The sequence below is a fragment of the Glacieibacterium sp. genome (genome assembly GCF_965200405.1).
Taxonomy (GTDB): domain Bacteria; phylum Pseudomonadota; class Alphaproteobacteria; order Sphingomonadales; family Sphingomonadaceae; genus Glacieibacterium.
Window position 1 is genome coordinate 2640945 of sequence record NZ_OZ241356.1, and the last position, 22241, is coordinate 2663185.

Genomic DNA, 22241 nt, shown 5'->3' on the forward strand with positions numbered 1-22241 from the left:
GTCGTTATCTCCCCTGAGCACCGGGGGAGAGACGCACTATGTCGGCCATGTTCCGGCCACCGGTTCCGGTGTCGAAAGCGATCGGCTGGCGGCAGGTGCTCGGCTTCGACCAGCCGGGCACGGGCGCGGAGGCGTCGTTCTGGGCGCAGGTCAGGGGACAGCAGATCGCGGCCCTCAACCGCCATGTGCCGTTCAACGTCGCGCTGATGCTGGTCAACCTGGGGGTGCTCGCGTTCGTCCTGCAGGCGAGCGCCGACCCGTTGCTCGTCATCGCCTGGGGCACCGTGATCGGCGGGCTGTCGGGGCTGTGGACGTTGCGCTGGCTGCGCAACCGGCGGCTCGGCGTACCGCGTCACGCTAGCCTTGCATTGTTCTGGACGATCAGTGCGGAGGTCGCGTGCTTCGGCATCGCCTGGGCCGCACTGATGCTTCACCTGCTGCCGATGGTCACCGCCGAGAACCAGATCATCCTGGCGCTGCTGTCGGCGAACGCGATGGCGGTGTGCGGCCTGTCCGCGGCAACACTGCCGGTCTGCGGCATCATACTGGTCGGCGCGATTGCCGCCGCGACCGTGCTGGGCCTGCCGTACTGGTCCCCGCTGGCGACGCCGCTGGTCTGCCTGAGCTTCGTCAGCTTGGCGACGGTGATCGCCCGCGGTATTCTCGTGTCGAGCGGCGAGCTGATGGTGCGGCTGCGCAGCGATGCGGAGCAGGACCAGGCCAGTGCCACCATCGGGCTGCTGCTTGGGGAGTTCGAGGCGCACGGCAGCGACTGGCTGATCGAGGTCGATGCGACCGGCCGCCTGACCCACGCCTCGCCGCGCCTGTGCCAGGCCTCCGGACGTTCGGAAGCGGCGCTGCTCGACATGGCGCTGGTCGGGCTGATCGGCCCGGACCGCCGCGATCCGGCGGTGCGCGGTGCGGTCCGCAAGCTCGGCATGATCTTCACCGAGCGGCGCGCGTTCAGCAATTTCGTCGTGCCGGCGACGGTGCGGGGCGAACTGCGCTGGTGGTCGATCAGCGGCACCCCGCTCAACGATAGCGGGCGCTTTGCCGGCTTTCGCGGCGTCGGCACCGACGTCACCGAGGCGCGGCGGGCGGAAGACCGCATCGTCGAGCTTGCGCGCTACGACCCGCTGACGGGGCTCGCCAACCGCGCCCTGATGCGGGAGACGATCGCGGCCGAACTGCCGGGCGGCTGTGCGCTGCTGTTCGTCGATCTCGACCGCTTCAAGCTGGTCAACGACACGCTGGGTCATTTGGCCGGCGACCGGCTGCTGCGCGAGGTGGCGACGCGACTGCGCCATGCCGCGGGGGAGGGCGCCCGCATCGGCCGGCTTGGTGGCGACGAGTTCGCGGTGGTGCTGGTGTCGCCGTCGCTGCGCCGCACCGAGCGGCTGGCGCGCGCCATCGTCGACAGCCTGTCGCGACCCTATGACATGGAGGGGCAGAGCGTCTCCATCGGCGCCAGTGTCGGCTATGCGATGGGACCGGAGGACGGCGCCACGGTCGACGTGCTGCTGCGCTGCGCCGACCTGGCGCTGTATGAGGTCAAGCGCTCCGGTCGCGGTTCCGCCTGCCGCTTCGCCGCCGCGCTGCAGCTGCGCGCCGAGGAGCGCCGGGTGCTCGAGGTCGACCTGATGCAGGCGCTCGACCGCGGCGAGCTGAGCCTGGCGTTCCAGCCGATCGTCGAGGCATCGGACGAGCGCATCGTCGGCTTCGAGGCGCTGCTCCGCTGGACCCACCCGACGCTCGGCCTGATCGCGCCGCTCAAGTTCATCCCGGTTGCCGAAGACACCGGCGCCATCATCCGGATCGGCGAGTGGGTGCTGCGCGAGGCCTGTGCCTGGGCGGCACGCTGGCCGGAGGACATCCGTATCGCGGTCAACCTGTCCCCGCTGCAGTTCGAGGACGCCGACCTGCCGCGCGTCATCGCAGAGGCCCTGCGCGACAACGGCATCGCACCCGACCGGCTGGAGCTGGAAATCACCGAGAGCGTCTTCCTGGCCGAGCGATCCTCGACGATGGCGATGATCGCGCGATTGAAGGCGCTCGGCGTGCGCTTTGCGCTGGACGACTTCGGCACCGGCTATTCGGCGCTGGGCTACCTCCGCAAGGCCGAGTTCAGCCGTATCAAGATCGACCGCAGCTTCGTCCAGCGGGCGGCGGAGTGCGAGTCCGAATCGACCGCGATCATCCAGGCGATCGTCGCGCTGGCCAACAGCCTGGGCATGGCGACGACCGCCGAGGGCACCGAGACGCGGGCGGAATTCGAGGCGTGCCGGTCGCTCGGTTGTGGCCAGGTACAGGGCTATCTGTTCGGGCATCCGATGCCGCCCGAGGCCGCGACCGCGCTGGTCGCGCGAAACTCGCCGGCCTTGCTGGCAATCGATTGACTCGCTCGCTGCAGTGCCGCAAAAGTTTTGGGTCGTCGGGGCAACCCGGCGTTCGCGCGGGAGAGTGTGGATGGTGCCGCAAGGGGCCAAGCCACCGCCGAAGGAGCAACCGCCCCCGGAATCTCTCAGGCCCAAGGACCGCGCGAGCGCATAGCGACAATCTGGAAAGTGGGCGGACCCTCGGGGCTGCTCCGCCGAAGGGGTAAGCCGGTCCGCCGGTCAAAGCTCTCAGGTGCAAGTGACAGACGGGGGTGCGGCGGGTGGACGGTCCACCGGCTGGACTCTGTCGCGGATTGCCCATGGCCGACACCGATATCCAGGCAGCCTTGACGCTCGACGCGCTGCACCGCGAACTCGGCGCGCGCATGGTCGCGTTCGCCGGCTACGCGATGCCGATCCAGTATCCCGAGGGGATCATCGCCGAGCACAATTGGACGCGAACCAGCGCCGGGCTGTTCGACGTCTCGCACATGGGCCAGTTGCTGTTCGCGGGCACCGACGCCATGGCTTTGGAGACCTTGCTGCCGGGCGACCTGACCGGACTGCGCGAAGGCGTGCTGCGCTATTCGATGCTGCTCGGCGAGGGTGGCGGTATCCTCGACGATCTGATGGTGACCAAGCGCGGCGCGGCGCAGGACGACGACCTGTACATGGTGGTCAACGGCGCGACCAAGCACGCCGACATCGCGGTGTTCGAGGCGGTCGGACTGCGCCCCGTGTACCGCGACGACCTGGCGCTGCTGGCGCTACAGGGCCCGAAGGCGGTCGATGCGCTGGAGCGGCTCGCGCCGGGCGTCGGTGCGCTGAGCTTCATGCGGGCGGCGGCGTTCGATGTGGCGGGCGTCCCGGCATGGATCAGCCGCTCGGGCTATACCGGCGAGGACGGCTTCGAGATCTCGGTTCCCGCCGCCGACGTCGAGACATTGGCGCGCGCCTTGCTGGCTCAGCCCGAGGTCAAGCCGATCGGCCTTGGCGCGCGCGATTCGCTTCGGCTGGAAGCCGGTTTGCCGCTGTACGGGCACGACCTCAACCCGATGATCACCCCCGTCGAGGCCGGGCTGTCGTTCGCGATCTCGAAGCGCCGCAAGGTCGAGGGTGGCTTTCCCGGCGCCGACCACGTCCTGCAGCAATTGCTCGACGGTCCCGCCCGCAAGCGCGTCGGACTGCGCCTCGATGGCCGCCTGCCGGCCCGCGAGGGCGCCAGCGTCGTCGCCGAGGAGGGCGTTATCGGCACCGTCACCAGCGGCGGCTTCGGCCCGGCGCTCGGTGCTCCGATCGCCATGGCCTATGTCGCCGCCGCGCATGCCGCCGACGGCACGCGCCTCGGCATCGATGTTCGTGGCCGCATCCTGGAGGCGACCGTCGTGCCGATGCCGTTCTTCCCGAAATCCTACGTCCGGCAAGGATCTGCCGCCAAAACAGGAGCGCCCGCATGACGCTATATTTCACCAAGGAACATGAGTGGGTTAACGTCGAGGGCGATCTCGGAACGGTCGGGGTGACCGACTATGCGCAGGGCCAGCTCGGCGACGTGGTGTTCGTCGAACTGCCGGCGGCGGGCAAGGCGCTGACCAAGGGCCATGACGCGGCGGTCGTGGAGTCGGTCAAGGCGGCGTCGGACGTCTATTCGCCGGTGTCCGGCACCGTTACCGAGGCCAATGCGGGGCTGGAAGCCGAGCCGGCGCTGGTCAACACCGCGCCCGAGACCGATGGCTGGTTCTTCAAGCTGACGCTGAGCAACCCGGCCGAACTCGACGATCTGATGACCGAAGACACGTACAAGTCGTTCGTCGCCGGCCTGTGAGCGTCGCTGCCCAGCCTTGGGTCGCCAGCGACTATGCCGCCAATGCCGGGTTCGTGCCGGCGTTGGGCGCGCCGGTGCTGGCATTGCTCGCGCCGGTCGCGGGTGAGCGCATCCTGGACCTCGGCTGTGGCGACGGCGTGTTGACCCAGCGCATCGTCGCGGCCGGCGCTTCGGTGCTGGGTGTCGATGCTGAGGAGGACATGCTCGAGGCGGCCCGGGCGCGCGGCCTCGACGTCGCGATCGCCGACGGCCAGGCGCTGGCGTTCGACGTCGAGTTCGATGCGGTGTTCACCAATGCCGCGCTGCACTGGATGCCCGACCAGGATGCGGTCGCAGCGGGCGTCTTCCGCGCACTCAAGCCCGGCGGGCGCTTCGTCGGGGAGTGCGGCGGCTTCGGCAATATCGCGGCGCTGCGGGCGGGGATCCGCGCGATGGCGCTGAAGTGGGGCTTTCGCGTCCCGACCCGCGAGACGCAGGTCTACCAGACCGCCGAGGAGTATGAGGCCGTGCTCGCCGCGGCCGGCTTCACCCGGATCGAGACGCAGATCATCCCGCGCCCGACGACGCTGCCGACCGGCATCACCGGCTGGCTCAAGACCTTCCGCTCGGGCTTCCTCGACACCATCAGCGTTGCCCATGCCGACCAGCCCGAGTTCGCGCAGGACGTCGAGGATTTCCTCGCGCCGCTGCTCCGCGACGATGCGGGCAATTGGGTTGCGGACTATGTCCGTCTACGTTTCAGCGCCTTCAAGCCGGAGTAGTTACAATGCGTTACCTGCCGCATACCGATGCCGACAGGCGGGACATGCTGCGCATCATCGGGGCCGCCGATATCGATGCGCTGTTCGCCGACGTGCCCGAGGCGGCGCGGCTGACCGCGCCGATCGCCGGCCTCAGCGCGCACATGGGCGAGCTGGAGGTAGAGCGCGCGCTCGGCAAGATGGCGTCGCGCAACCTGACCGCCGGGACGACGCCGTTCTTCCTGGGGTGCGGGGCCTACAAGCATCACGTGCCCGCCAGCGTCGACCATATCATCCAGCGCGGCGAGTTCCTGACCAGCTACACGCCGTATCAGCCAGAGATCGCGCAGGGCACGCTGCAGGTGCTGTTCGAGTTCCAGACGCAGGTCGCGCGGCTGACCGGCATGGAGGTCGCCAACGCCTCGATGTACGACGGTTCGACTGCGATGACCGAGGCGGTGTTCATGGCGCGCCGAGTGACGCGGCGGAACCGGGCACTGGTCTCGTCGGGCGTGCATCCGCACTATGTGTCGGTTCTGCAGACCCTGACGCGCTTCACCGAGGACGAGGTGACGACGCGGACGCCGGACCTGACGTCGCACGACGATCTCGAGGCGCTGGCGGCGGCGGTCGACGGCACGACCAGCTGCGTCGTCGTCCAGAACCCCAACATCTTCGGCCATGTCGCCGATCTCGCGCCGCTCGCCGCCGCCTGCCATGCGAACGGCGCGCTGCTGGTCGTCGTGGTGACTGAGGTCGTGTCGCTCGGCGCGATCCGCTCGCCCGGCGAAATGGGCGCGGACATTGTCGTCGGCGAAGGGCAGGGCATCGGCAACGGCCTCAACTATGGCGGGCCCTATCTCGGGCTGTTCGCCTGCCGCGAGAAGCATGTGCGCCAGATGCCGGGACGCTTGTGCGGCGAGACCGTCGATGCCGACGGGCGGCGCGGCTTCGTGCTGACGCTGAGCACGCGTGAGCAGCATATCCGCCGCGAGAAGGCGACCTCGAACATCTGCACCAACTCCGGCCTGTGCGCGCTGGCGTTCACGACGCACCTGAGCCTGCTGGGCGAGAGCGGCCTGCGCAAGCTGGCGGCGCTCAACCATGCGCGGGCGGTTCAGCTGGCGCAGCGGCTGGCGCGGATGCCGGGGATCGAGCTGGTGACGCAGAGCTTCTTCAACGAGTTTACAATCAAGCTGCCGATTGAGGCGCGGCCGGTGGTGCGCAAGCTGGCGGACAAGGGCATCCTCGCGGGCGTCTCGCTTGGGCGGCTGTACCCGGGCGTCGCGGCGCTGGAACGGGGACTGGTGATCGCGGTGACCGAGACGGTCACCGATGCGGACATGGATGCGTTGGAAGACGCTCTTGACGAGGTGCTGGCATGACGTCGACCTGGACCGGCAATCGCGGCCTGATCCTGGAGGAGCCGCTGCTGTTCGAGAAGGGCGCGGTCGACCGCTGCGGCGTCGACCTGCCCGACGTGCCGGTGGTGGCGAGCCGCCTCGGCGGTCTGGAGCGAGCGCGGCCGATCGGCCTGCCGGGGCTGAGCGAGCCCGACATGGTGCGCCACTACACGCGCCTGAGCCGCCAGAACTACGCCATCGACATGGGCATCTTTCCGCTCGGCTCGTGCACGATGAAGCACAACCCGCGGCTCAATGAAAAGCTGGCGCGGCTGCCGGGGTTCGCCGACATCCACCCGCTCCAGCCGATCGAGACGGTGCAGGGTGCGCTCCAGCTGATCGACACGCTGGCACATTGGCTGAAGACGCTGACCGGCATGCCCGAGGTGGCGATGAGCCCCAAGGCCGGCGCGCACGGCGAGCTGTGCGGCATGCTGGCGATCCGCGCCGCGCACGATGCCCGTGGTGATGCCCGCCGCGTCGTGCTGGTGCCGGAGAGCGCGCACGGGACCAATCCGGCGACGGCGGCTTTTTGCGGCTATGCGGTCGAGGACATTCCGGCGGACGCACGTGGCCGTGTCGATCTCGCGGCGCTCAAGGCTCGGCTCGGCCCCGACGTTGCGGCGGTGATGATCACCAATCCCAACACCTGCGGGCTGTTCGAGCCGGACATGATCGCGATCTGCGATGCGGTCCATGCCGCGGGCGCCTTCGTCTATTGCGACGGCGCCAATTTCAACGCCATCGTCGGGCGCGTACGGCCGGGCGACCTCGGCATCGATGCGATGCACATCAACCTGCACAAGACCTTCTCGACCCCGCACGGTGGCGGCGGTCCCGGCTCCGGCCCGGTGGTATTTTCCGCCGCGTTGGCACCGTTCGCGCCGTTGCCGTTCGTGCGCCGCAGCGGTCACAGCTACGAACTGGTCGAGGAGGAGCAGGCCCACAAGTCCGCCGACCACAACCAGAGCTTTGGCCGCATGGTCGCCTTCCACGGCCAGATGGGCATGTTCGTCCGCGCCCTCAGCTACATCCTAAGCCACGGTAACGACGGCCTGCGGCAGGTATCCGAGGACGCCGTGCTCAACGCCAACTACGTGCTGGCCTCGCTCAAGGACGTGTTCACCGCGCCGTTCGCCGAGACTGGGCCGTGCATGCATGAGGCGCTGTTCTCCGACGACTTCCTCAGCGCGACCGGGCTCAACACGCTCGATTTCGCCAAGGCGATGATCGACGAGGGCTTCCACCCGATGACCATGTACTTCCCGCTCGTCGTCCACGGCGCGATGCTGGTCGAGCCGACCGAAACCGAGAGCAAGGCGTCGCTGGACCAGTTGATCGGCTCGATGCGCTCGCTGGCCGAGCGGATGACCGCCGATCCCGCGGCGTTCAAGGGTGCGCCGTTCCTCGCCCCGCGCCGTCGCCTCGACGAGACCGGCGCGGCGCGCAAGCCGGTGCTGACCTGGCGCGAGCCGGCGCTGGCGCAGGCGGCGGAGTAACGCCTAGCCGATGACGTCGCTGAACCTGAGCTGGCCGTCGTGCAGCGCGCGCACGACCAGCTCGGTCCGGCTTGAGACGCCGTATCGTTTCTTGGCGCTTTCCAAATACTTGTGAACAGTACCTGGAGCTAGCCCGAGCAGTTGGCCGGCGACCCAGTTGGATTTGCCCTGCGCGACCAGCAAGACGCAATCCAGCTGGCGCGGCGTCAGCCGGACGGCGACCGCAATGCGGCCCGGGCGATCGTCAGCCTGCTTCATATGTCCCCCCGGACCGGCACGGAATGTCCTCCGAGCCGCTGCTTCGACGCTATCGCTACTTAAACGGATCGCCCGCAATCCTTATTTCAGTAAAAACTAAACGGAGTGTTCACATGACTAAGCAAATTGCGACACTCGCCGGCGGATGCTTCTGGTGCACCGAAGCGGTCTTCAATGAACTCAAGGGCGTCGAGGCGGTTGAGTCGGGCTACATCGGCGGACACATGGTCGATCCGGACTACCGCAGCGTCTGCGGCGGCGCGACCGGTCATGCCGAGGCGGTCCGCATTACTTTCGATCCCGAAGTCGTCGGTTACGCGGACCTTCTGGACATCTTCTTCCATACGCATGACCCGACGACGCCCAACCGGCAGGGTGGCGACGCAGGCACGCAGTATCGGTCGGCGATCTTTCCGCACAGCCGCAAGCAGGAGGCCGAGGCGCGTGCCTCGGTCGAGCGCAACCAGGCCGATTGGGATGCCCCGATCGTAACCACCATCGAGGCCGAGGCGCCGTGGTACAAGGCGGAAAGCTATCACCAGGATTATTACAAAAACAACGCCGGCTCGAACGGCTATTGCGCTGCGGTGGTCGGGCCGAAACTGGCCAAGTTCCGCAAGGGCTATGCGGCACGGTTGAAGTCCGCGGCGTGACGGGGCAGGGGGCCGCAGGCTTGACGCGGCCCCCACGCTTGGGCTAACCGCCCCACCACTGAAAACACACGCAGGGGTCAACCCTTCCGGTGCCGGGCGCGAGCTCGATCACCCCCTGCGGCGGCTTAACCGGATAGAGGAGAGAAATACCATGGCAACTCCAGTTGTCTCGATGGCGCAGCTGCTTGAGGCAGGCGCCCACTTCGGCCACCAGACGCACCGCTGGAACCCGAAGATGAAGCCTTACATCTTCGGCGATCGTAACGGCGTCCACATCATCGACCTGTCGCAGTCGGTGCCGCTGTTCGCGCGCGCCCTCGACTTCGTCCGTGGCACGGTCCAGGCCGGTGGAAAGGTGCTCTTCGTCGGCACCAAGCGCCAGGCGCAGGAGCCGATCGCCGAGGCAGCCAACCGTTCGGGCCAGTTCTACGTCAACCACCGCTGGCTCGGCGGCATGCTGACCAACTGGAAGACCATTTCCGGTTCGATCAAGCGCTACAAGACCCTTGAGGAGCAGCTGTCGGGTGACACCGCCGGCCTGACCAAGAAGGAAGTCCTGAAGCTGACCCGCGAGCGCGACAAGTTCGAGCTGTCGCTCGGCGGCATCCGCGACATGGGCGGCCTGCCCGACGTGATCTTCGTGATCGACGTCAACAAGGAAGAGCTGGCGATCAAGGAAGCCAACGTCCTGGGTATCCCGGTCGTCGCGATCCTCGACACCAACACCGATCCTTCGGGCATCGCCTTCCCGGTCCCGGGCAACGACGACGCCTCGCGCGCCATCCTGCTGTATTGCAACGCCATCGCCGACACGATCATCGAAGCCCGCCAGGGTCGCCAGGCCAACCAGGGCCTCGACCTCGGTGCGATGGACGAGCCACCAGTCGAGACGTTCGCAGCACCTGCTCCGGTTTCCGCTGAGCCGCTGCCGACGACGATGGTCGAAGCGCTGGGCGAAGTCGGTGTCCATGTTGCCGATGCACCGGTTGCTGACGTTGCTGCCGACTCGACCGTCGGCACCGATGCCGAGGCGTCCGCCTAACTACCTTTCCGCCGCCGTTCGGTGACGGTCGCAGCCTCTCTGCACTACGAGCTTGAGCAAGTCGGCTCGTAGTGCAGCAGGTCGCCACCCCTGCCGGGACGACGCCAATAATTCAGCTACAAGGAAGCTCCAGATGGCCGATATCACCGCCAGCATGGTCAAGGACCTGCGCGACCGCACCGGCGCGGGCATGATGGACTGCAAGAAGGCACTCAACGAGACCAACGGCGACATGGAGGCCGGCGTCGACTGGCTCCGCACCAAGGGTCTCGCTGCTGCCGCGAAGAAGGCCGGGCGCACTGCCGCCGAGGGCCTGGTCGGCGTTGCCGTCGCCGGCAACCGGGGCGCAGTGGTCGAGGTCAACTCCGAGACCGACTTCGTCGCCAAGAACGAGCAGTTCCAGGAATTCGTCCGCAACGTCACGGCCATCGCGCTGGCCAGCGGCGACGACATCGCCGCGATCGCTTCGGCGCCTTATGCCGGCAGCGACGGCAGCGTGCAGGACAAGCTGACCCACAACGTCGCCACCATCGGCGAGAACCAGTCGCTGCGCCGCGCCAAGCTGGTCGAAGTCGGCCAGGGCGTCGTCGTCAGCTACACCCACAACGCCACCGTCCCCGGTCTCGGCAAGATCGGCGTTCTCGTCGGGCTCGAGTCCGAGGCCGATGCGTCGGCGCTGGAGGCACTGGGTCGCCAGATCGCCATGCATATCGCCGCCGCGAACCCGCTGGCGCTGAACGAGGACGGCCTCGACGCCGAAATCGTCGAGCGCGAGCGCAACATCGCTCGTGAAAAGGCCATCGCCAGCGGCAAGACCCCCGAGATCGCCGAAAAGATGATCGAGGGCGGCGTCCGCAAGTACCGCCAGGAGAACAGCCTGCTGACGCAGGTCTTCGTCATCGACGGCAAGTCCAAGGTCGCCGACGTCGTCGCCGCTGCTGCCAAGACTGCCGGGAAGCCGATCACGGTCACCGAGTTCGTTCGCTTCCAGCTGGGCGAGGGCATCGACCGCGACGAGAAGGACTTCGCCGCCGAAGTCGCTGCGGCTGCGGGCAAAGCCTGACGTCTACCGGGTGACAGGCGCGGCGCTGCCAACTAAGGTGCGCCGCGTCCGCCATCCAGCGTGTCGAGACGGGGGAGGAAGCCAGTTCTGATGTCACGTCCTCCGTTCAAGCGTATCCTGCTGAAATTGTCCGGCGAGGCCCTGATGGGCAACGCCGGCTTCGGCATCGACCCGGCCGAGACCGCGCGTATCGCCGGCGAGATCAAGCTGGCCCAGGCTGCCGGGTTCGAGCTGTGTCTCGTCACCGGCGGCGGCAACATCTTCCGTGGACTGGCGGCAGCGGCCAAGGGTTTCGACCGCGCCAACGCCGACTACATGGGCATGCTGGCGACCGTCATGAACGCGTTGGCGATGCAGAATGCGCTGGAACAGGCCGGGGTCGATACCCGCGTCCAGTCGGCGATCCCGATGGCCAGCGTCTGCGAGCCTTACATCCGTCGTCGTGCCGAGCGGCATCTGGAGAAGGGTCGCGTCGTGATCTTCGCGGCGGGCACCGGCAACCCCTATTTCACCACCGACACCGCGGCGGCGCTGCGTGCTGCCGAGATGAAGTGCAACGCGCTGTTCAAGGGTACCAGTGTCGACGGCGTCTATGATGCCGATCCCAAGAAGGTCGAGACGGCAAAGCGTTACGACCGCGTCGGCTTCTCCAAGGTGCTGGCCGACGATCTAAAGGTCATGGACGCCAGCGCCGTCTCGCTGTGCCGTGACAACGACATTCCGATCGTCGTGTTCAACATCCGCGAGCAGGGCAATCTGGCGCGCGTGCTGGCCGGCGAGGGTGTCTCGACCATAGTTACCAACGAGGCTTGAAGCATGGCTGAATTCGACGTCGCGGCGTTCAAGGCCGACCTGGAGCGCCGGTTTGCAGGGGCACTCGACGCCTTCAAGCACGATCTGGGCGGCTTGCGTACCGGGCGCGCCTCGGTGTCGCTGCTCGATCCGGTCGAGGTCGAGGTCTATGGCTCGCGCATGCCGCTGACCACCGTAGCGACGGTGACGGTGCCGGAATCGCGGATGATTGTCGTCAACGTCTGGGACAAGTCGAACGTCAATCCGGTCGACAAGGCGATCCGCGCGGCGGGCCTCGGCCTCAACCCGATCGTCGACGGCCAGACGCTGCGCCTGCCGATTCCCGACCTGACCGAGGAGCGCCGCAAGGAACTCGCCAAGCTGGCCAGCACCTATGCGGAAAAGGCCAAGATTGCGGCGCGCAACGTCCGCCGCGATGGCATGGAGACGCTGAAGACCGCCGAGAAGAAGGGCAAGATCAGTCAGGACGACCAGAAGCGCCACGAGGCCGAAGTCCAGAAGCTGACCGACAAGTCGGTGGCAGACCTCGATAATGCCGCGGCAGCGAAGGAAAAGGAAATCCTCGGTAAGTGATCGGCGCTGCTGCCCGGGCCGCATCGACTGCGAACGGCGTCGACGCCGTGCCGCGGCACGTTGCGATCATCATGGACGGCAATGGCCGCTGGGCCAAGGCGCGCCACCTGCCGCGCGTCGCCGGGCACCGCGCCGGCGTCGAGGCCGTGCGGCGGGTCGTCGAGGCTGCGCCCGATCTGGGTATCGAGGTCCTGACGCTTTACGCATTCTCCAGCGAGAACTGGAAGCGTCCGGCAGACGAGGTCGGCGACCTGATGGGCTTGTTGCGCCACTATATCCGTAGCGAGATCGACGAACTGCACCGCAATGGCATCCGCCTGATATTCATCGGTAACTATAAGGCGTTGAAGCCCGATCTTGTCACCCTGCTAGAAACGTCGGCCGAGCGAACGCGCGACAACAGTCGGATGACGCTGGCCATCGCGCTTAACTATGGCGGCCAGGATGAGATTGTTCGTGCTGCCCGCGCCTGCGCTGCCGAACTGCCGGCCGACCAGATCGACGCGGCGGCGCTCGAGGCCCGGCTCGACACGGCGGGCCTTCCGGCTCCCGACCTCGTGGTTCGCACCTCGGGCGAGCAGCGCCTGTCGAACTTCCTGTTGTGGCAGGCCGCCTATGCCGAGTTTGTCGTCACCGACCGGTTGTGGCCCGATTTCGACCGCGCTGCCCTGACCGAGACCGTGGCCGAGTTCTCCCAGCGCGAGCGTCGTTTTGGTGGCCGCTAAGTTGGCGGCGCCCACGGCCGGCGGCTTGGCGACGCGGGTCGTCACCGGCCTGGCACTGGCCGTCGTCGCGCTCGGTGCGGTCTGGCTAGGTGGGCTGGCCTTCACGGCGCTGGCCGCGCTTGGCGGATTGCTGATGTTTGCCGAATGGTCCGCGATGCACGGCATCGGTCGCCGGATGCGCCTTGTCGGCCTGATGCTGATCGCGGCGACCTGCGCCTTTACGTCGATCGGCCAGGCGACCTACGCCTGGGTCGTCTGCCTGGCCGGAGCAGGCATGTTGTGGCTGGCCGCCAAGAGCTACGACTGGCGCGCCGCCTTCTGGAGCGCGACCGGCGTGCTATACTGTGCGTTGCCGGCGGCGGCGCTGATCCTGCTGCGCAGCGATCCCAAGGGCTTGAAGCTGACGATCTGGACGCTGCTTATCGTTTGGGCGACCGACATCTTCGCCTATTTCGCTGGCCGCGCGATCGGTGGCCCCAAGCTGATGCCGCTGGTCAGTCCGAAGAAGACCTGGGCGGGGCTTGGCGGCGGCGTACTCGGCGCCGCGGCGACCTCGTATGCGATGGCTCGCTTCCTGGAACTGTCCAACCCCGTCGTCATGTATGCGACGATTGCCGCCGCCGCGCTGGCAGTCGTCGCGCAGGCCGGCGACCTGTTCGAAAGCTGGCTCAAGCGCCGGGCCGGCGTCAAAGACTCAGGCGGCTTGCTGCCGGGACATGGTGGAGTGCTCGATCGTCTCGACGGTCTGGTACCGGTAGCGATCATCGTCGTGGCAGCGCTGCTGTATTACGGCCCAAGACTGGCGGCGGCATGAGCGTTCGGACGATCACCGTGTTGGGCAGCACCGGCTCTGTCGGTCGCTCGACGCTGGACCTGCTGTCGCGCGCGCCGGCCGATTGGAGCGTCCATGCGCTGACCGCCAACCGCGATGCCGAAGGGCTGGCTGCGCAGGCCCGTGCCGTCGGCGCCGAACGCGCCGTGGTCGCCGACGAGGCTGCCTATTCCGCCTTGAAAGCTGCGCTGTCGGGCACCGGCATCGAAGCTGCTGCGGGCCATGCCGCGCTTTGTGAAGCGGCGAGTGCCGACAACGACATCGTGCTGGCAGCCATCGTCGGTGCCGCCGGGCTCGGGCCGACGCTGGCGGCGGTCGAGCGCGGCACCAACGTCGCCATTGCCAACAAGGAAACATTGGTGTGCGCCGGCGACATCGTCACCGCGGCGGCGCGTCGGAGCGGTGCGTTGCTGTTGCCGGTCGACAGCGAGCACAATGCCATCTTCCAGTGCTTCGACCATGATCACCCCGAGCGCGTCACGCGCATCATCGTGACGGCGAGCGGCGGCCCGTTCCGCAACTCAAGCGAGGCCGAGATGCGCGCCGCGACGGTTGCCCAGGCCTGCAAACATCCGGTCTGGTCGATGGGCGCCAAGATCTCGGTCGACTCGGCGACGCTGATGAACAAGGGCCTGGAGCTGATCGAGGCGCACCACCTGTTTCCGGTACGTGCCGACCAGCTCGAGGTCGTCGTGCACCCGCAGTCGGTGATCCATAGCCTGGTCGAGTACATCGACGGTTCGGTGCTGGCGCAACTCGGCACGCCAGACATGCGGACGCCGATCGCTTACTGCCTCGCGTGGCCTGAGCGGATGGCGACACCCTCCGAGCGGCTTGACCTGGCGAAGATCGGCTCGCTGACCTTCGAGGCGCCGGACCTTCTGCGTTTCCCGGCTTTGCAGCTTGCCATGGACGCCCTTCGAGCCGGCGGTTCGGCGCCGTGCGTCCTCAACGCCGCCAACGAGGTTGCTGTCGCGGCGTTCATCGCCGGGCAAGTCGGTTTCCTCGATATTGCCGCAATCGTCGGCGATACGCTCGACGAGATCGATGCGCCCGATTGCGTGACATTGGCGGATGTAATGGCTGTCGACGCGGCAGCGCGACGTGCCGCGGCACAGGCGACGGGACGGAGGCTGACATGAACGCAAGTCCGGGCATCGCCTTTACCGTCATGATCTTTGCCGCCGTCATCGGCGTGCTGGTGTTCGTTCACGAGTTTGGACATTACGGCGTGGCACGGCTGCTCGGCATCCGGGCGGACGTTTTCTCGATCGGCTTTGGTCGCGAACTGGTTGGCTGGACCGACCGCCGTGGAACGCGCTGGAAGCTGTCGCTCCTGCCGCTCGGCGGCTACGTCAAGTTCACCGGCGACGAGAATGCCGCGAGCCAACCGCCCTCCGACCTGGACGCCACGCCGATCGGCGAACGCGCCGGCCTGTTCCATTATGCGCCGTTGTGGCAGCGCGCCTTAGTCACGGTCGCGGGACCGGTCACCAATTTCCTGCTCGCCATCGCGATCTTCGCGGCGTTCTTCATGGTCTATGGCCGCGCGGTGACGCCGCCTCGGGTTGCCGTTATCGAGGCCGGCAGTGCAGCCTCGACCGCCGGGCTGCTCCCCGGTGACCTGATAACCCAGGTCGACGGTACGCGCATCGAGCGTTTCGAGCAGCTTAGCACGCGCATCGTGATCAACACTGGCGAGCCTATGCTGCTCCGCGTCGTCCGCGATGGCGTCGATCGCCCGGTCACGGTGACGCCGCGGGTGATCCACGAGGTCGACAATTTCGGCAACCGCTATCAGATCGGTCGCCTTGGCCTTCGCAGCGGGCCGCCCGAATACCGCACGCTTGGGCTGCTTTCGGCGGTGCCTGCGGCCGTTGCGCAGACCGCCTTCCTGACCCGCGCCTCGGTGGAGGGATTGTGGCAGATCGTCAGCGGCCGTCGCTCGATCGACGAGATGGGTGGGCCGATCAAGATGGCCCAGATGTCGGGCCAGCAGGCGACGCTGGGCCTGCCGTACCTGATCGGCTTCATGGCGCTGATCTCGATTAATTTGGGATTCATCAACTTGCTGCCAGTGCCGATGCTGGACGGCGGCCATCTGTTCCTCTACGCGCTCGAAGCCGTGCGGCGACAGCCACTCGGCAAGCGGGTTCAGGAATGGGCATTTGCTTCCGGATTTGCCGCCTTGGTCTCCTTGATGGTATTTCTGACGTGGCATGATCTCGGCGGGTGGAAGCGCCTGTCGACGCTGCTCGGATGAGCGGATCGAACATTCCCGGGGGCGGGTACGAAAAGGGTGGCTGGTTGAAGGGCGGGTTAAGCGTGAGTTATTTGCCTGGGTCGATGTTGCGTAGTGCACGCCGCCTGACGCCATTGCTGCTTCTCGGCACGACGCTCGGCGGTCCGCTGTGTGCCGTGGCGACGGCACAGGTCGCACCGGCGCCGCCGACGTTGAACCCGGCTCCGGCGGTTGCTGCGGCACCGGTTGCGACCACCACTGTGAAGTCGATCGTCATTCGCGGCACCGAACGTCTCGAGCCGGAAACCGTGCGTTCGTACATCGAGCTGAACCCCGGCGACGGCTACGACCGGGAGCGGCTCGATAAGGCGCTCAAGGCGCTTTATGCCAGCGAGTTGTTCGCCGACGTCACCATCCGCGACGACAATGGTTCGCTGATCGTCGAGGTCAAGGAGAACCCCGTCATCAATCGCATCCTGATCGAGGGTGCGAAGCGGGTGAAGGAAGACAAAATCCGCGAGGAGATCCGCGTCGCGCCGCGCCAGATCTTCACGCGCTCCAAGGCCAGTGCCGACGTCGCGCGCATTCTCGAACTGTACCGCCGCTCGGGGCGCTTCGCCGCGTCGGTCGAGCCCAAGATCGTCCAGCTCGACCAAAATCGCGTCGACCTGGTGTTCGAAATCCACGAGGGCAACAAATCCAAGGTTCGCCAGATCAACATCCTGGGCAATCACAAGTTCAAGGACGGCGAACTGCGCGGTGCGATGGCGACGCGGCAGGCGCGGCCGTGGCGCTTCTTCAGCTCCAGCGATACCTACGACCCCGATCGCCTGGCGTATGACCAGCAAAAGCTGCGGCAGTTCTACCTGACGCACGGTTATGCCGACTTCCGCGTCGTCTCCTCGGTCGCCGAGCTGACTCCCGACCGCAAGGACTTCATCGTCACCTACGTTGTCGAGGAAGGCGATCGCTACAAATTCGGCAAGGTCGATCTGGACAGCCAGATTCGCGACATCAAGTCGAAGGATTTCAAGCCGTTGATCCGGATCAACCCGGGCGATTGGTACGACGCGCAAAAGATCGAGACGACTGTCGACACGCTGTCCGAGACCGCCGGGCTGCTGGGCTACGCCTTTGCCGAGGTGCGCCCGCAGTTCGATCGCGACAAGGAAAAGCGCGAGATGAACGTCATCTTCGCGATCAACGAGGCGCCCCGCGTCTATGTCGAGAAGATCAACATCAACGGCAACACCATCACCAAGGACCATGTCATCCGTCGCGAGTTCCGGTTGGCGGAGGGCGATGCGTTCAACAGCTTCAAGGTCAAGCGGACTCGCGACCGTATCCAGGGCCTGGGCTTCTTCCAGGAGAAGTTCGACGTCGAGCAGAAGCCCGGCTCGGCTCCGGACAAGGTCGTGCTCGAGGCCAATGTGCAGGAGAAGCCGACCGGCGAGCTTCAGGTTTCGGCGGGTTTCTCCAGCCTCGAGCGCTTCATCCTCAGCCTGTCGATCAAGCAGCGCAACTTCCGCGGCCTCGGCCAGGAGCTGCGCGCCTCGGCGAACATCTCGAGCTATTCCAAGTCGATCGAGGCGGGCTTTACCGAGCCCTACCTGTTCGGGCGCAACCTGGCGCTCGGCTTCGACGTGTTCCGCCGCGACTATCGCTCGTTCCGCTACACCGGCAGCGGTGACAGCCGCGATACGACGTACCAGCAGACGACGACCGGCGGCCAGGTTCGCACCGGCTTTCCGATCACCGAATATTGGTCCGGCTCGGTGCGCTACGGCTTGAGCCAGGACAAGATCAGCCTCGACTCGAGCTACAACAACCCGGTGACCGGCCAGTGCGATCCGCTGCTGGCGGGCCGCTACCTGTGCGACTCGGTCGGCAACCGCACGACGTCGTCGGTCGGCTACAGCATCATCTACAACAGCGTGAACAACCGCATTCGGCCGAGCGCCGGACAGCAGCTGACGATCAGCCAGGACTTGGCCGGTGTCGGCGGCGGCGTGCAGTATCTGCGGACGCGTGGCACGTACGATTGGTACTACGCCCTGTTCGGGTCGGGCTTCGTGCTCAACCTCGGCGGCGAGGCGGGTTATATTTACGGCTATGGTAAGGACTCCAGCATCGCCGGTCAGGACAAGATCCGGATCAACGACCGCTTCTTCCTGGGTCAGCCACAGCTTCGCGGCTTCAACATCCGCGGCGTCGGTCCGCGCGTGCTGCGCGCTGCGCTCGATGGCACGACCGGCCTGCCGCTGACCGATCGCAACCAGTTCACCGACGATGCCATCGGTGGCCGCATCTATTACCGTGGTCGCGCCGAGATCCAGATTCCGCTGGGCTCGGCAGGTTCCGAGCTCGGGCTGCGGCCGTCGATCTTCACCGACGTGGGTGCCGTGTTCGGGGTCAAGACGCCGATCCTGACCTGCCAGAACCCGGTCGCGCCGCTGCCGCAGAACCCCAAGTGCGTCGCCAACGACGGCAGCACCGGTTCGACCGGCTTTGTCGAGACCTTCCTCGGCAACACGGCACGGCCGCGCGTTTCGGTCGGCGCCGGCGTATCCTGGAATTCGCCGTTCGGGCCGTTCCGCTTCGATCTGGCCAAGGCGCTGCTAAAATCGCCTGGCGACGACACCAAGCTGTTTCAATTCAACGTAGGGACGCAATTCTGATGACGAAGCTTTTCAAGACACTGGCATTGGCGACTGCCTTTGCAGCTGCACCGACCGTTGCCCTGGCCCAGACCGTGCCACCCGCGACGATCGTCATCGTCAACATGGACGAAGTGCTCAACAACTCCGTCGCCGGCAAGCAGGCCCAGGTCGAGCTCAACGCTCGCCTCGAGGCATTGCGCGCCCGCGTCTCGGCAGCGACCACGAAATTCAACGCCGAGGAGCAGGAGCTGCTTCGCACCCAGCCGGCCCCGACTGCTGCCCCCGCCGTCAGCAACCCGTGGAAGGCCAAGGTCACCGACCTGCAGCGCCGCAAGGTTGCCGAGCAGGACGCGCTGGGAAAGGCTGATCAGGACCTCGGTCGCAGCCGCCAGAACGTGCTGCGCCAGTTCGGTGACGCTGCCAACCCGATCGTCTCGGCAATCATGAAGGAGCGCGGTGCCGCCATTGCTCTCGCCGAGGGCGCCACCATCCAGCACATCGCCGGTATCGACATCACCGACGATGTTCTCGCCCGCTTCAACAAGTCGACGCCGCGCATTTCGACCGCGACGCCGGCCGCCACTGCCGCTCCAACGCCAGCTCCAGCCAAGTGAGCGACGCCGCCCCAGCGCCGGCCGCAGGTTCAGCAATGACCTCGGTCGACGTGCGGGCGGTGATGGCGCTGATCCCGCATCGCTTTCCGATGCTGCTTGTCGACCGGGTCGAGGACATCGTCCCCGACAAGTCGGCGCGCGGCATCAAGGCGGTGACGATCAACGAGCCGTTCTTTGCCGGGCATTTTCCCGGCCGCCCGATCATGCCGGGCGTCCTGATCGTCGAGGCGCTGGCGCAGACCGCCGGCGTCCTCGCGATCCGCTCGATGAACCTCGAGAATTCCAACAAGCTGGTCTATTTCATGGCGATCGAGGAAGCGAAGTTTCGCGCTCCGGTCGAGCCTGGTTGCCTGATGGACCTCCATGTCGAGTTCATCCAGCGCCGCGCGACTGTCTGCAAGTTCGCGGGCAGGGCGGTCGTGAATGGCAAGACTGTCGCCGAAGCGAAGTTCACCGCGATGATCGCCGACGCGCCCGCCTGACCCGTTTACGGACCGTCACAACGCGGTCCCCGCTTGACAGTTGACGTTAGCGTCAACTAACTCATGTCCATGCCCGATCAAGCTCACGCCTACGCTCATGCGCCGGTGCCGCCGCACCACGACGACGCCGATCATTTTACGATCACCGAGCTCAGCATCGGCTTCAACGTGACGCCGCGCGCCATCCGCTTTTACGAGGACAATGGCCTGATCGCTCCCGAGCGGCAGGGCCAGAACCGCATCTACAGCCGCCGCGACCGGGCCCGTCTGGCGTGGATCCTGCGCGCCAAGAACGTCGGCTTCAGCCTGGCGGAAATCCGCGAGATGATCGACCTGTACGACGTCGGCGACGGCCGCATGCAGCAGCGCCGCGTCACCCTCGAAAAGTGCCGTGGTCGCATCCTTGCACTGCAGGAGCAGCGCAACGACATCGATGCCACGATCGAAGAATTGCAATCATTCTGTGCGCTGGTCGAGGGCGTCGTCGCCGACCCCGCGCAGCATTAGGAAAATCGATGCCGGCCTATCGCGCCCCAGTCAAAGACACGCAGTTCGTCCTGTCCGCCATCGTCGGGCTGGATAAATACTCCAACCTGCCGGGCTTTGCCGATGCCACCCCCGACCTCGTCCAGGCGATCCTGGAGGAGGGCGCCAAGTTCTGCGAGAACGTCCTGCAGCCGCTCAACCTGCCGGGCGACCAGGAAGGCTGCACCCGCCACGCCGACGGCTCGGTAACGACGCCCAAGGGCTTCAAGGAAGCCTACCAGCAGTTCGTCGACGGCGGCTGGGGTACGCTCACCGCCTCGCCGGACTTCGGCGGCCAGGGCCTGCCGCACGTCATCGGCACCGCGGTCGCCGAATATCTGTCGAGCGCCAACATGGCGTTCTCGATGTACCCAGGCCTCAACGAAGGCGCGCAGGCGGCGATCTCGGCAGTCGGCTCCGACGCGCAGAAGCAGATGTACCTGCCGAACATGGTGCACGGCCGCTGGACCGGCACGATGAACCTGACCGAGCCCCAGTGCGGCACCGACCTCGGCCTGATCCGCACCCGCGCCGAGCCTCAGCCCGACGGCACCCACAAGATCAGCGGCACCAAGATCTTCATCTCCGCCGGCGAGCACGATCTCAGCGATAACATCATCCACCTGGTGCTGGCCAAGACCGCTGGCGCACCCGATAACGTCAAGGGCATCTCGCTGTTCATCGTCCCCAAGTTCCTCGTCAACGAGGACGGGAGTCTCGGTGCGCGCAACGGCGTCGTCTGCGGCTCGATCGAGCACAAGATGGGCATCCACGCCAACTCGACCTGCGTCATGAACTATGACGGCGCAACGGGTTACCTGATCGGCGAGGAGATGAAGGGCCTGCGCGCCATGTTCATCATGATGAATGCCGCCCGCCTCGGCGTCGGCGTCCAGGGCCTCAGCCAGGGCGAAGTCGCTTACCAGAACGCCGCGATCTATGCCCGCGACCGGGTGCAGGGCAAGGCGCTTACGGTAGCGGGCTCGGCCACGGTGGCGCCCGGTCCCGGCCCCGATGTCGTCGCCGCCAAGGCCGACCCGATCATCGTCCACGCCGACGTCCGCCGCATGTTGATGGAAGGCCGCGCCTTCAACGAGGGTGCCCGCGCGCTGATCCTGTGGGGCGCATTGCAGGTCGATCTCAGCCACAAGGCGGCGACGCCCGAGGAGCGCCAGATGGCCGACGACCTGATCGGGCTGCTGACGCCTGTCATCAAGGGCTATTGCACCGACAAGGGCTATGAAGTCGCCACTGCCTCGCAGCAGGTCTACGGCGGCCACGGCTACATCGCCGAATGGGGCATGGAGCAGTTCGTCCGCGACGCCCGCATCGCCCAGATCTACGAAGGCACCAACGGCATCCAGGCGATGGACCTCGTCGGCCGCAAGCTGGCGATGAACGGCGGCCGCGGCCTGCGCGCCTATCTCGCACTGGCGGCGCAGGCGGTTGCCGATGCAGCAGCCGACACGCGCCTCGACGCGATCGCCAAGCCGTTGGAGAAGTCGCTCGGCGAACTGCAAGCAGCGACGATGTGGCTGATGCAGCACGGCCTGTCGAACCCCAATAACGCAGGTGCAGCGGCGACATCGTACATGGAGATCCTCGGCATCGTTTCGCTGGGTCACATGTGGTTGCTGATGGCGAAGGCGGCCCACGAAGCGCTCGATGCCGGCGCCGGCGACAAGGACTTCTACGACGCCAAGCTGCTGACGGCGCGCTATTATGCCGAACGCTATTTCCCCGATGCCGGCGCGCTGCGTCGCAAGCTCGAGGCGGGTAGCGAGGCGATGATGGCGATGCCTGCGAGTGCTTTTTAACTGACTGTCCCCCTCCCGGAACGGGAGGGGGTAGGGGTGGGACTTCAACGGGCTCGAGTTCGGAGCCTTGCCAAGTCCCACCCCCGACCCCTCCCGTTCC

At 66.5% G+C, this 22241-nt stretch carries 21 protein-coding genes and 2 riboswitches; of the genes, 20 read left to right on the plus strand and 1 reads right to left on the minus strand.

Annotation, left to right across the window (positions count from 1 at the left end):
* Nucleotides 1-38 precede the first annotated feature (38 nt).
* The 6 genes from ACOFKW_RS12315 to gcvPB all read left to right on the plus strand — a co-directional run bounded on the left by ACOFKW_RS12315 (nucleotide 39) and on the right by gcvPB (nucleotide 7842).
* On the plus strand, nucleotides 39-2396 hold the full coding sequence (locus ACOFKW_RS12315; protein WP_419814445.1) for a putative bifunctional diguanylate cyclase/phosphodiesterase: 2358 nt from the start codon (nucleotides 39-41) through the stop codon (nucleotides 2394-2396).
* Between the two features lie 47 nt (nucleotides 2397-2443).
* A riboswitch (glycine riboswitch) is annotated at nucleotides 2444-2547 on the plus strand.
* Nucleotides 2548-2651: riboswitch (glycine riboswitch) on the plus strand. It abuts the riboswitch before it with no gap.
* Between the two features lie 44 nt (nucleotides 2652-2695).
* Nucleotides 2696-3832, plus strand: coding sequence for a glycine cleavage system aminomethyltransferase GcvT (gcvT, locus tag ACOFKW_RS12320; protein WP_419814446.1), 1137 nt, complete (start codon nucleotides 2696-2698; stop codon nucleotides 3830-3832).
* Complete coding sequence (gene gcvH, locus ACOFKW_RS12325) at nucleotides 3829-4200, plus strand: glycine cleavage system protein GcvH (protein WP_419814447.1); 372 nt, start codon at nucleotides 3829-3831, stop codon at nucleotides 4198-4200. The genes gcvT and gcvH overlap by 4 nt, the downstream gene beginning before the upstream one ends.
* Nucleotides 4197-4961: a class I SAM-dependent methyltransferase gene (locus tag ACOFKW_RS12330; protein ID WP_419814448.1), complete on the plus strand. Its 765-nt coding sequence runs from the start codon at nucleotides 4197-4199 to the stop codon at nucleotides 4959-4961. Before gcvH ends, ACOFKW_RS12330 begins: the two co-directional genes overlap by 4 nt.
* 5 nt (nucleotides 4962-4966) lie before the next feature.
* Nucleotides 4967-6325, plus strand: a complete 1359-nt coding sequence (gene gcvPA / locus ACOFKW_RS12335) for an aminomethyl-transferring glycine dehydrogenase subunit GcvPA (protein WP_419814449.1) — start codon at nucleotides 4967-4969, stop codon at nucleotides 6323-6325.
* Entirely contained in the window at nucleotides 6322-7842 is a 1521-nt protein-coding gene (gene gcvPB, locus ACOFKW_RS12340) for an aminomethyl-transferring glycine dehydrogenase subunit GcvPB (RefSeq protein WP_419814450.1), read from the plus strand. The genes gcvPA and gcvPB overlap by 4 nt, the downstream gene beginning before the upstream one ends.
* Before the next feature lie 3 nt (nucleotides 7843-7845).
* On the opposite strand, the gene ACOFKW_RS12345 is transcribed toward gcvPB, so the two are convergent.
* On the minus strand, nucleotides 7846-8100 hold the full coding sequence (locus tag ACOFKW_RS12345; RefSeq protein WP_419814451.1) for a response regulator transcription factor: 255 nt from the start codon (nucleotides 8098-8100) through the stop codon (nucleotides 7846-7848).
* A gap of 113 nt (nucleotides 8101-8213) precedes the next feature.
* Here ACOFKW_RS12345 and msrA point away from each other — a divergent pair, with 113 nt between their 5' ends.
* The 14 genes from msrA to ACOFKW_RS12415 all read left to right on the plus strand — a co-directional run bounded on the left by msrA (nucleotide 8214) and on the right by ACOFKW_RS12415 (nucleotide 22141).
* On the plus strand, nucleotides 8214-8753 hold the full coding sequence (gene msrA, locus ACOFKW_RS12350) for a peptide-methionine (S)-S-oxide reductase MsrA (RefSeq protein ID WP_419814452.1): 540 nt from the start codon (nucleotides 8214-8216) through the stop codon (nucleotides 8751-8753).
* Between the two features lie 151 nt (nucleotides 8754-8904).
* Entirely contained in the window at nucleotides 8905-9795 is an 891-nt protein-coding gene (gene rpsB, locus ACOFKW_RS12355; RefSeq protein ID WP_419814453.1) for a 30S ribosomal protein S2, read from the plus strand.
* 133 nt (nucleotides 9796-9928) lie between these two features.
* The gene (gene tsf, locus ACOFKW_RS12360) at nucleotides 9929-10858 is read left to right on the plus strand and encodes a translation elongation factor Ts (RefSeq protein ID WP_419814454.1); all 930 of its coding nucleotides are present in this window, start codon (nucleotides 9929-9931) and stop codon (nucleotides 10856-10858) included.
* A 90-nt stretch (nucleotides 10859-10948) separates the two neighbouring features.
* Entirely contained in the window at nucleotides 10949-11671 is a 723-nt protein-coding gene (gene pyrH, locus ACOFKW_RS12365; protein WP_419814455.1) for a UMP kinase, read from the plus strand.
* Between the two features lie 3 nt (nucleotides 11672-11674).
* Nucleotides 11675-12244, plus strand: a complete 570-nt coding sequence (gene frr, locus ACOFKW_RS12370) for a ribosome recycling factor (RefSeq protein WP_419814456.1) — start codon at nucleotides 11675-11677, stop codon at nucleotides 12242-12244.
* A gap of 71 nt (nucleotides 12245-12315) precedes the next feature.
* Nucleotides 12316-12969 carry a polyprenyl diphosphate synthase gene (uppS, locus tag ACOFKW_RS12375; RefSeq protein WP_419816933.1) on the plus strand — a complete coding sequence of 218 codons (654 nt, stop codon included), beginning with the start codon at nucleotides 12316-12318 and terminating at the stop codon, nucleotides 12967-12969.
* A complete protein-coding gene (locus ACOFKW_RS12380) occupies nucleotides 12959-13783 on the plus strand; it encodes a phosphatidate cytidylyltransferase (protein ID WP_419814457.1) in 825 nt (274 codons plus the stop codon). Before uppS ends, ACOFKW_RS12380 begins: the two co-directional genes overlap by 11 nt.
* Nucleotides 13780-14943, plus strand: a complete 1164-nt coding sequence (locus tag ACOFKW_RS12385; RefSeq protein WP_419814458.1) for a 1-deoxy-D-xylulose-5-phosphate reductoisomerase — start codon at nucleotides 13780-13782, stop codon at nucleotides 14941-14943. The genes ACOFKW_RS12380 and ACOFKW_RS12385 overlap by 4 nt, the downstream gene beginning before the upstream one ends.
* A complete protein-coding gene (locus ACOFKW_RS12390; RefSeq protein ID WP_419814459.1) occupies nucleotides 14940-16064 on the plus strand; it encodes a M50 family metallopeptidase in 1125 nt (374 codons plus the stop codon). The genes ACOFKW_RS12385 and ACOFKW_RS12390 overlap by 4 nt, the downstream gene beginning before the upstream one ends.
* 83 nt (nucleotides 16065-16147) lie before the next feature.
* A complete protein-coding gene (gene bamA / locus ACOFKW_RS12395; RefSeq protein ID WP_419814460.1) occupies nucleotides 16148-18721 on the plus strand; it encodes an outer membrane protein assembly factor BamA in 2574 nt (857 codons plus the stop codon).
* Nucleotides 18721-19317, plus strand: coding sequence for an OmpH family outer membrane protein (locus ACOFKW_RS12400; RefSeq protein ID WP_419814461.1), 597 nt, complete (start codon nucleotides 18721-18723; stop codon nucleotides 19315-19317). The genes bamA and ACOFKW_RS12400 overlap by 1 nt, the downstream gene beginning before the upstream one ends.
* Before the next feature lie 35 nt (nucleotides 19318-19352).
* Nucleotides 19353-19799: a 3-hydroxyacyl-ACP dehydratase FabZ gene (gene fabZ, locus ACOFKW_RS12405; RefSeq protein WP_419814462.1), complete on the plus strand. Its 447-nt coding sequence runs from the start codon at nucleotides 19353-19355 to the stop codon at nucleotides 19797-19799.
* A gap of 69 nt (nucleotides 19800-19868) precedes the next feature.
* A complete protein-coding gene (locus ACOFKW_RS12410) occupies nucleotides 19869-20306 on the plus strand; it encodes a MerR family transcriptional regulator (protein WP_419814463.1) in 438 nt (145 codons plus the stop codon).
* An 8-nt stretch (nucleotides 20307-20314) separates the two neighbouring features.
* Complete coding sequence (locus ACOFKW_RS12415) at nucleotides 20315-22141, plus strand: acyl-CoA dehydrogenase C-terminal domain-containing protein (protein ID WP_419814464.1); 1827 nt, start codon at nucleotides 20315-20317, stop codon at nucleotides 22139-22141.
* Nucleotides 22142-22241 lie beyond the last annotated feature (100 nt).

What these genes read in the sequence shown, in the direction of transcription:
- ACOFKW_RS12315 (WP_419814445.1), top strand. Translation starts at nt 39, where the DNA reads ATGTCGGCCATGTTCCGGCCACCGGTTCCGGTGTCGAAAGCGATCGGC.
- gcvT (WP_419814446.1), top strand. Translation starts at nt 2,696, where the DNA reads ATGGCCGACACCGATATCCAGGCAGCCTTGACGCTCGACGCGCTGCAC.
- gcvH (WP_419814447.1), top strand. Translation starts at nt 3,829, where the DNA reads ATGACGCTATATTTCACCAAGGAACATGAGTGGGTTAACGTCGAGGGC.
- gcvPA (WP_419814449.1), top strand. Translation starts at nt 4,967, where the DNA reads ATGCGTTACCTGCCGCATACCGATGCCGACAGGCGGGACATGCTGCGC.
- gcvPB (WP_419814450.1), top strand. Translation starts at nt 6,322, where the DNA reads ATGACGTCGACCTGGACCGGCAATCGCGGCCTGATCCTGGAGGAGCCG.
- ACOFKW_RS12345 (WP_419814451.1), bottom strand. Translation starts at nt 8,100, where the DNA reads ATGAAGCAGGCTGACGATCGCCCGGGCCGCATTGCGGTCGCCGTCCGG.
- msrA (WP_419814452.1), top strand. Translation starts at nt 8,214, where the DNA reads ATGACTAAGCAAATTGCGACACTCGCCGGCGGATGCTTCTGGTGCACC.
- rpsB (WP_419814453.1), top strand. Translation starts at nt 8,905, where the DNA reads ATGGCAACTCCAGTTGTCTCGATGGCGCAGCTGCTTGAGGCAGGCGCC.
- tsf (WP_419814454.1), top strand. Translation starts at nt 9,929, where the DNA reads ATGGCCGATATCACCGCCAGCATGGTCAAGGACCTGCGCGACCGCACC.
- pyrH (WP_419814455.1), top strand. Translation starts at nt 10,949, where the DNA reads ATGTCACGTCCTCCGTTCAAGCGTATCCTGCTGAAATTGTCCGGCGAG.
- frr (WP_419814456.1), top strand. Translation starts at nt 11,675, where the DNA reads ATGGCTGAATTCGACGTCGCGGCGTTCAAGGCCGACCTGGAGCGCCGG.
- uppS (WP_419816933.1), top strand. Translation starts at nt 12,316, where the DNA reads ATGGACGGCAATGGCCGCTGGGCCAAGGCGCGCCACCTGCCGCGCGTC.
- ACOFKW_RS12385 (WP_419814458.1), top strand. Translation starts at nt 13,780, where the DNA reads ATGAGCGTTCGGACGATCACCGTGTTGGGCAGCACCGGCTCTGTCGGT.
- ACOFKW_RS12390 (WP_419814459.1), top strand. Translation starts at nt 14,940, where the DNA reads ATGAACGCAAGTCCGGGCATCGCCTTTACCGTCATGATCTTTGCCGCC.
- bamA (WP_419814460.1), top strand. Translation starts at nt 16,148, where the DNA reads ATGTTGCGTAGTGCACGCCGCCTGACGCCATTGCTGCTTCTCGGCACG.
- ACOFKW_RS12400 (WP_419814461.1), top strand. Translation starts at nt 18,721, where the DNA reads ATGACGAAGCTTTTCAAGACACTGGCATTGGCGACTGCCTTTGCAGCT.
- fabZ (WP_419814462.1), top strand. Translation starts at nt 19,353, where the DNA reads ATGACCTCGGTCGACGTGCGGGCGGTGATGGCGCTGATCCCGCATCGC.
- ACOFKW_RS12410 (WP_419814463.1), top strand. Translation starts at nt 19,869, where the DNA reads ATGCCCGATCAAGCTCACGCCTACGCTCATGCGCCGGTGCCGCCGCAC.
- ACOFKW_RS12415 (WP_419814464.1), top strand. Translation starts at nt 20,315, where the DNA reads ATGCCGGCCTATCGCGCCCCAGTCAAAGACACGCAGTTCGTCCTGTCC.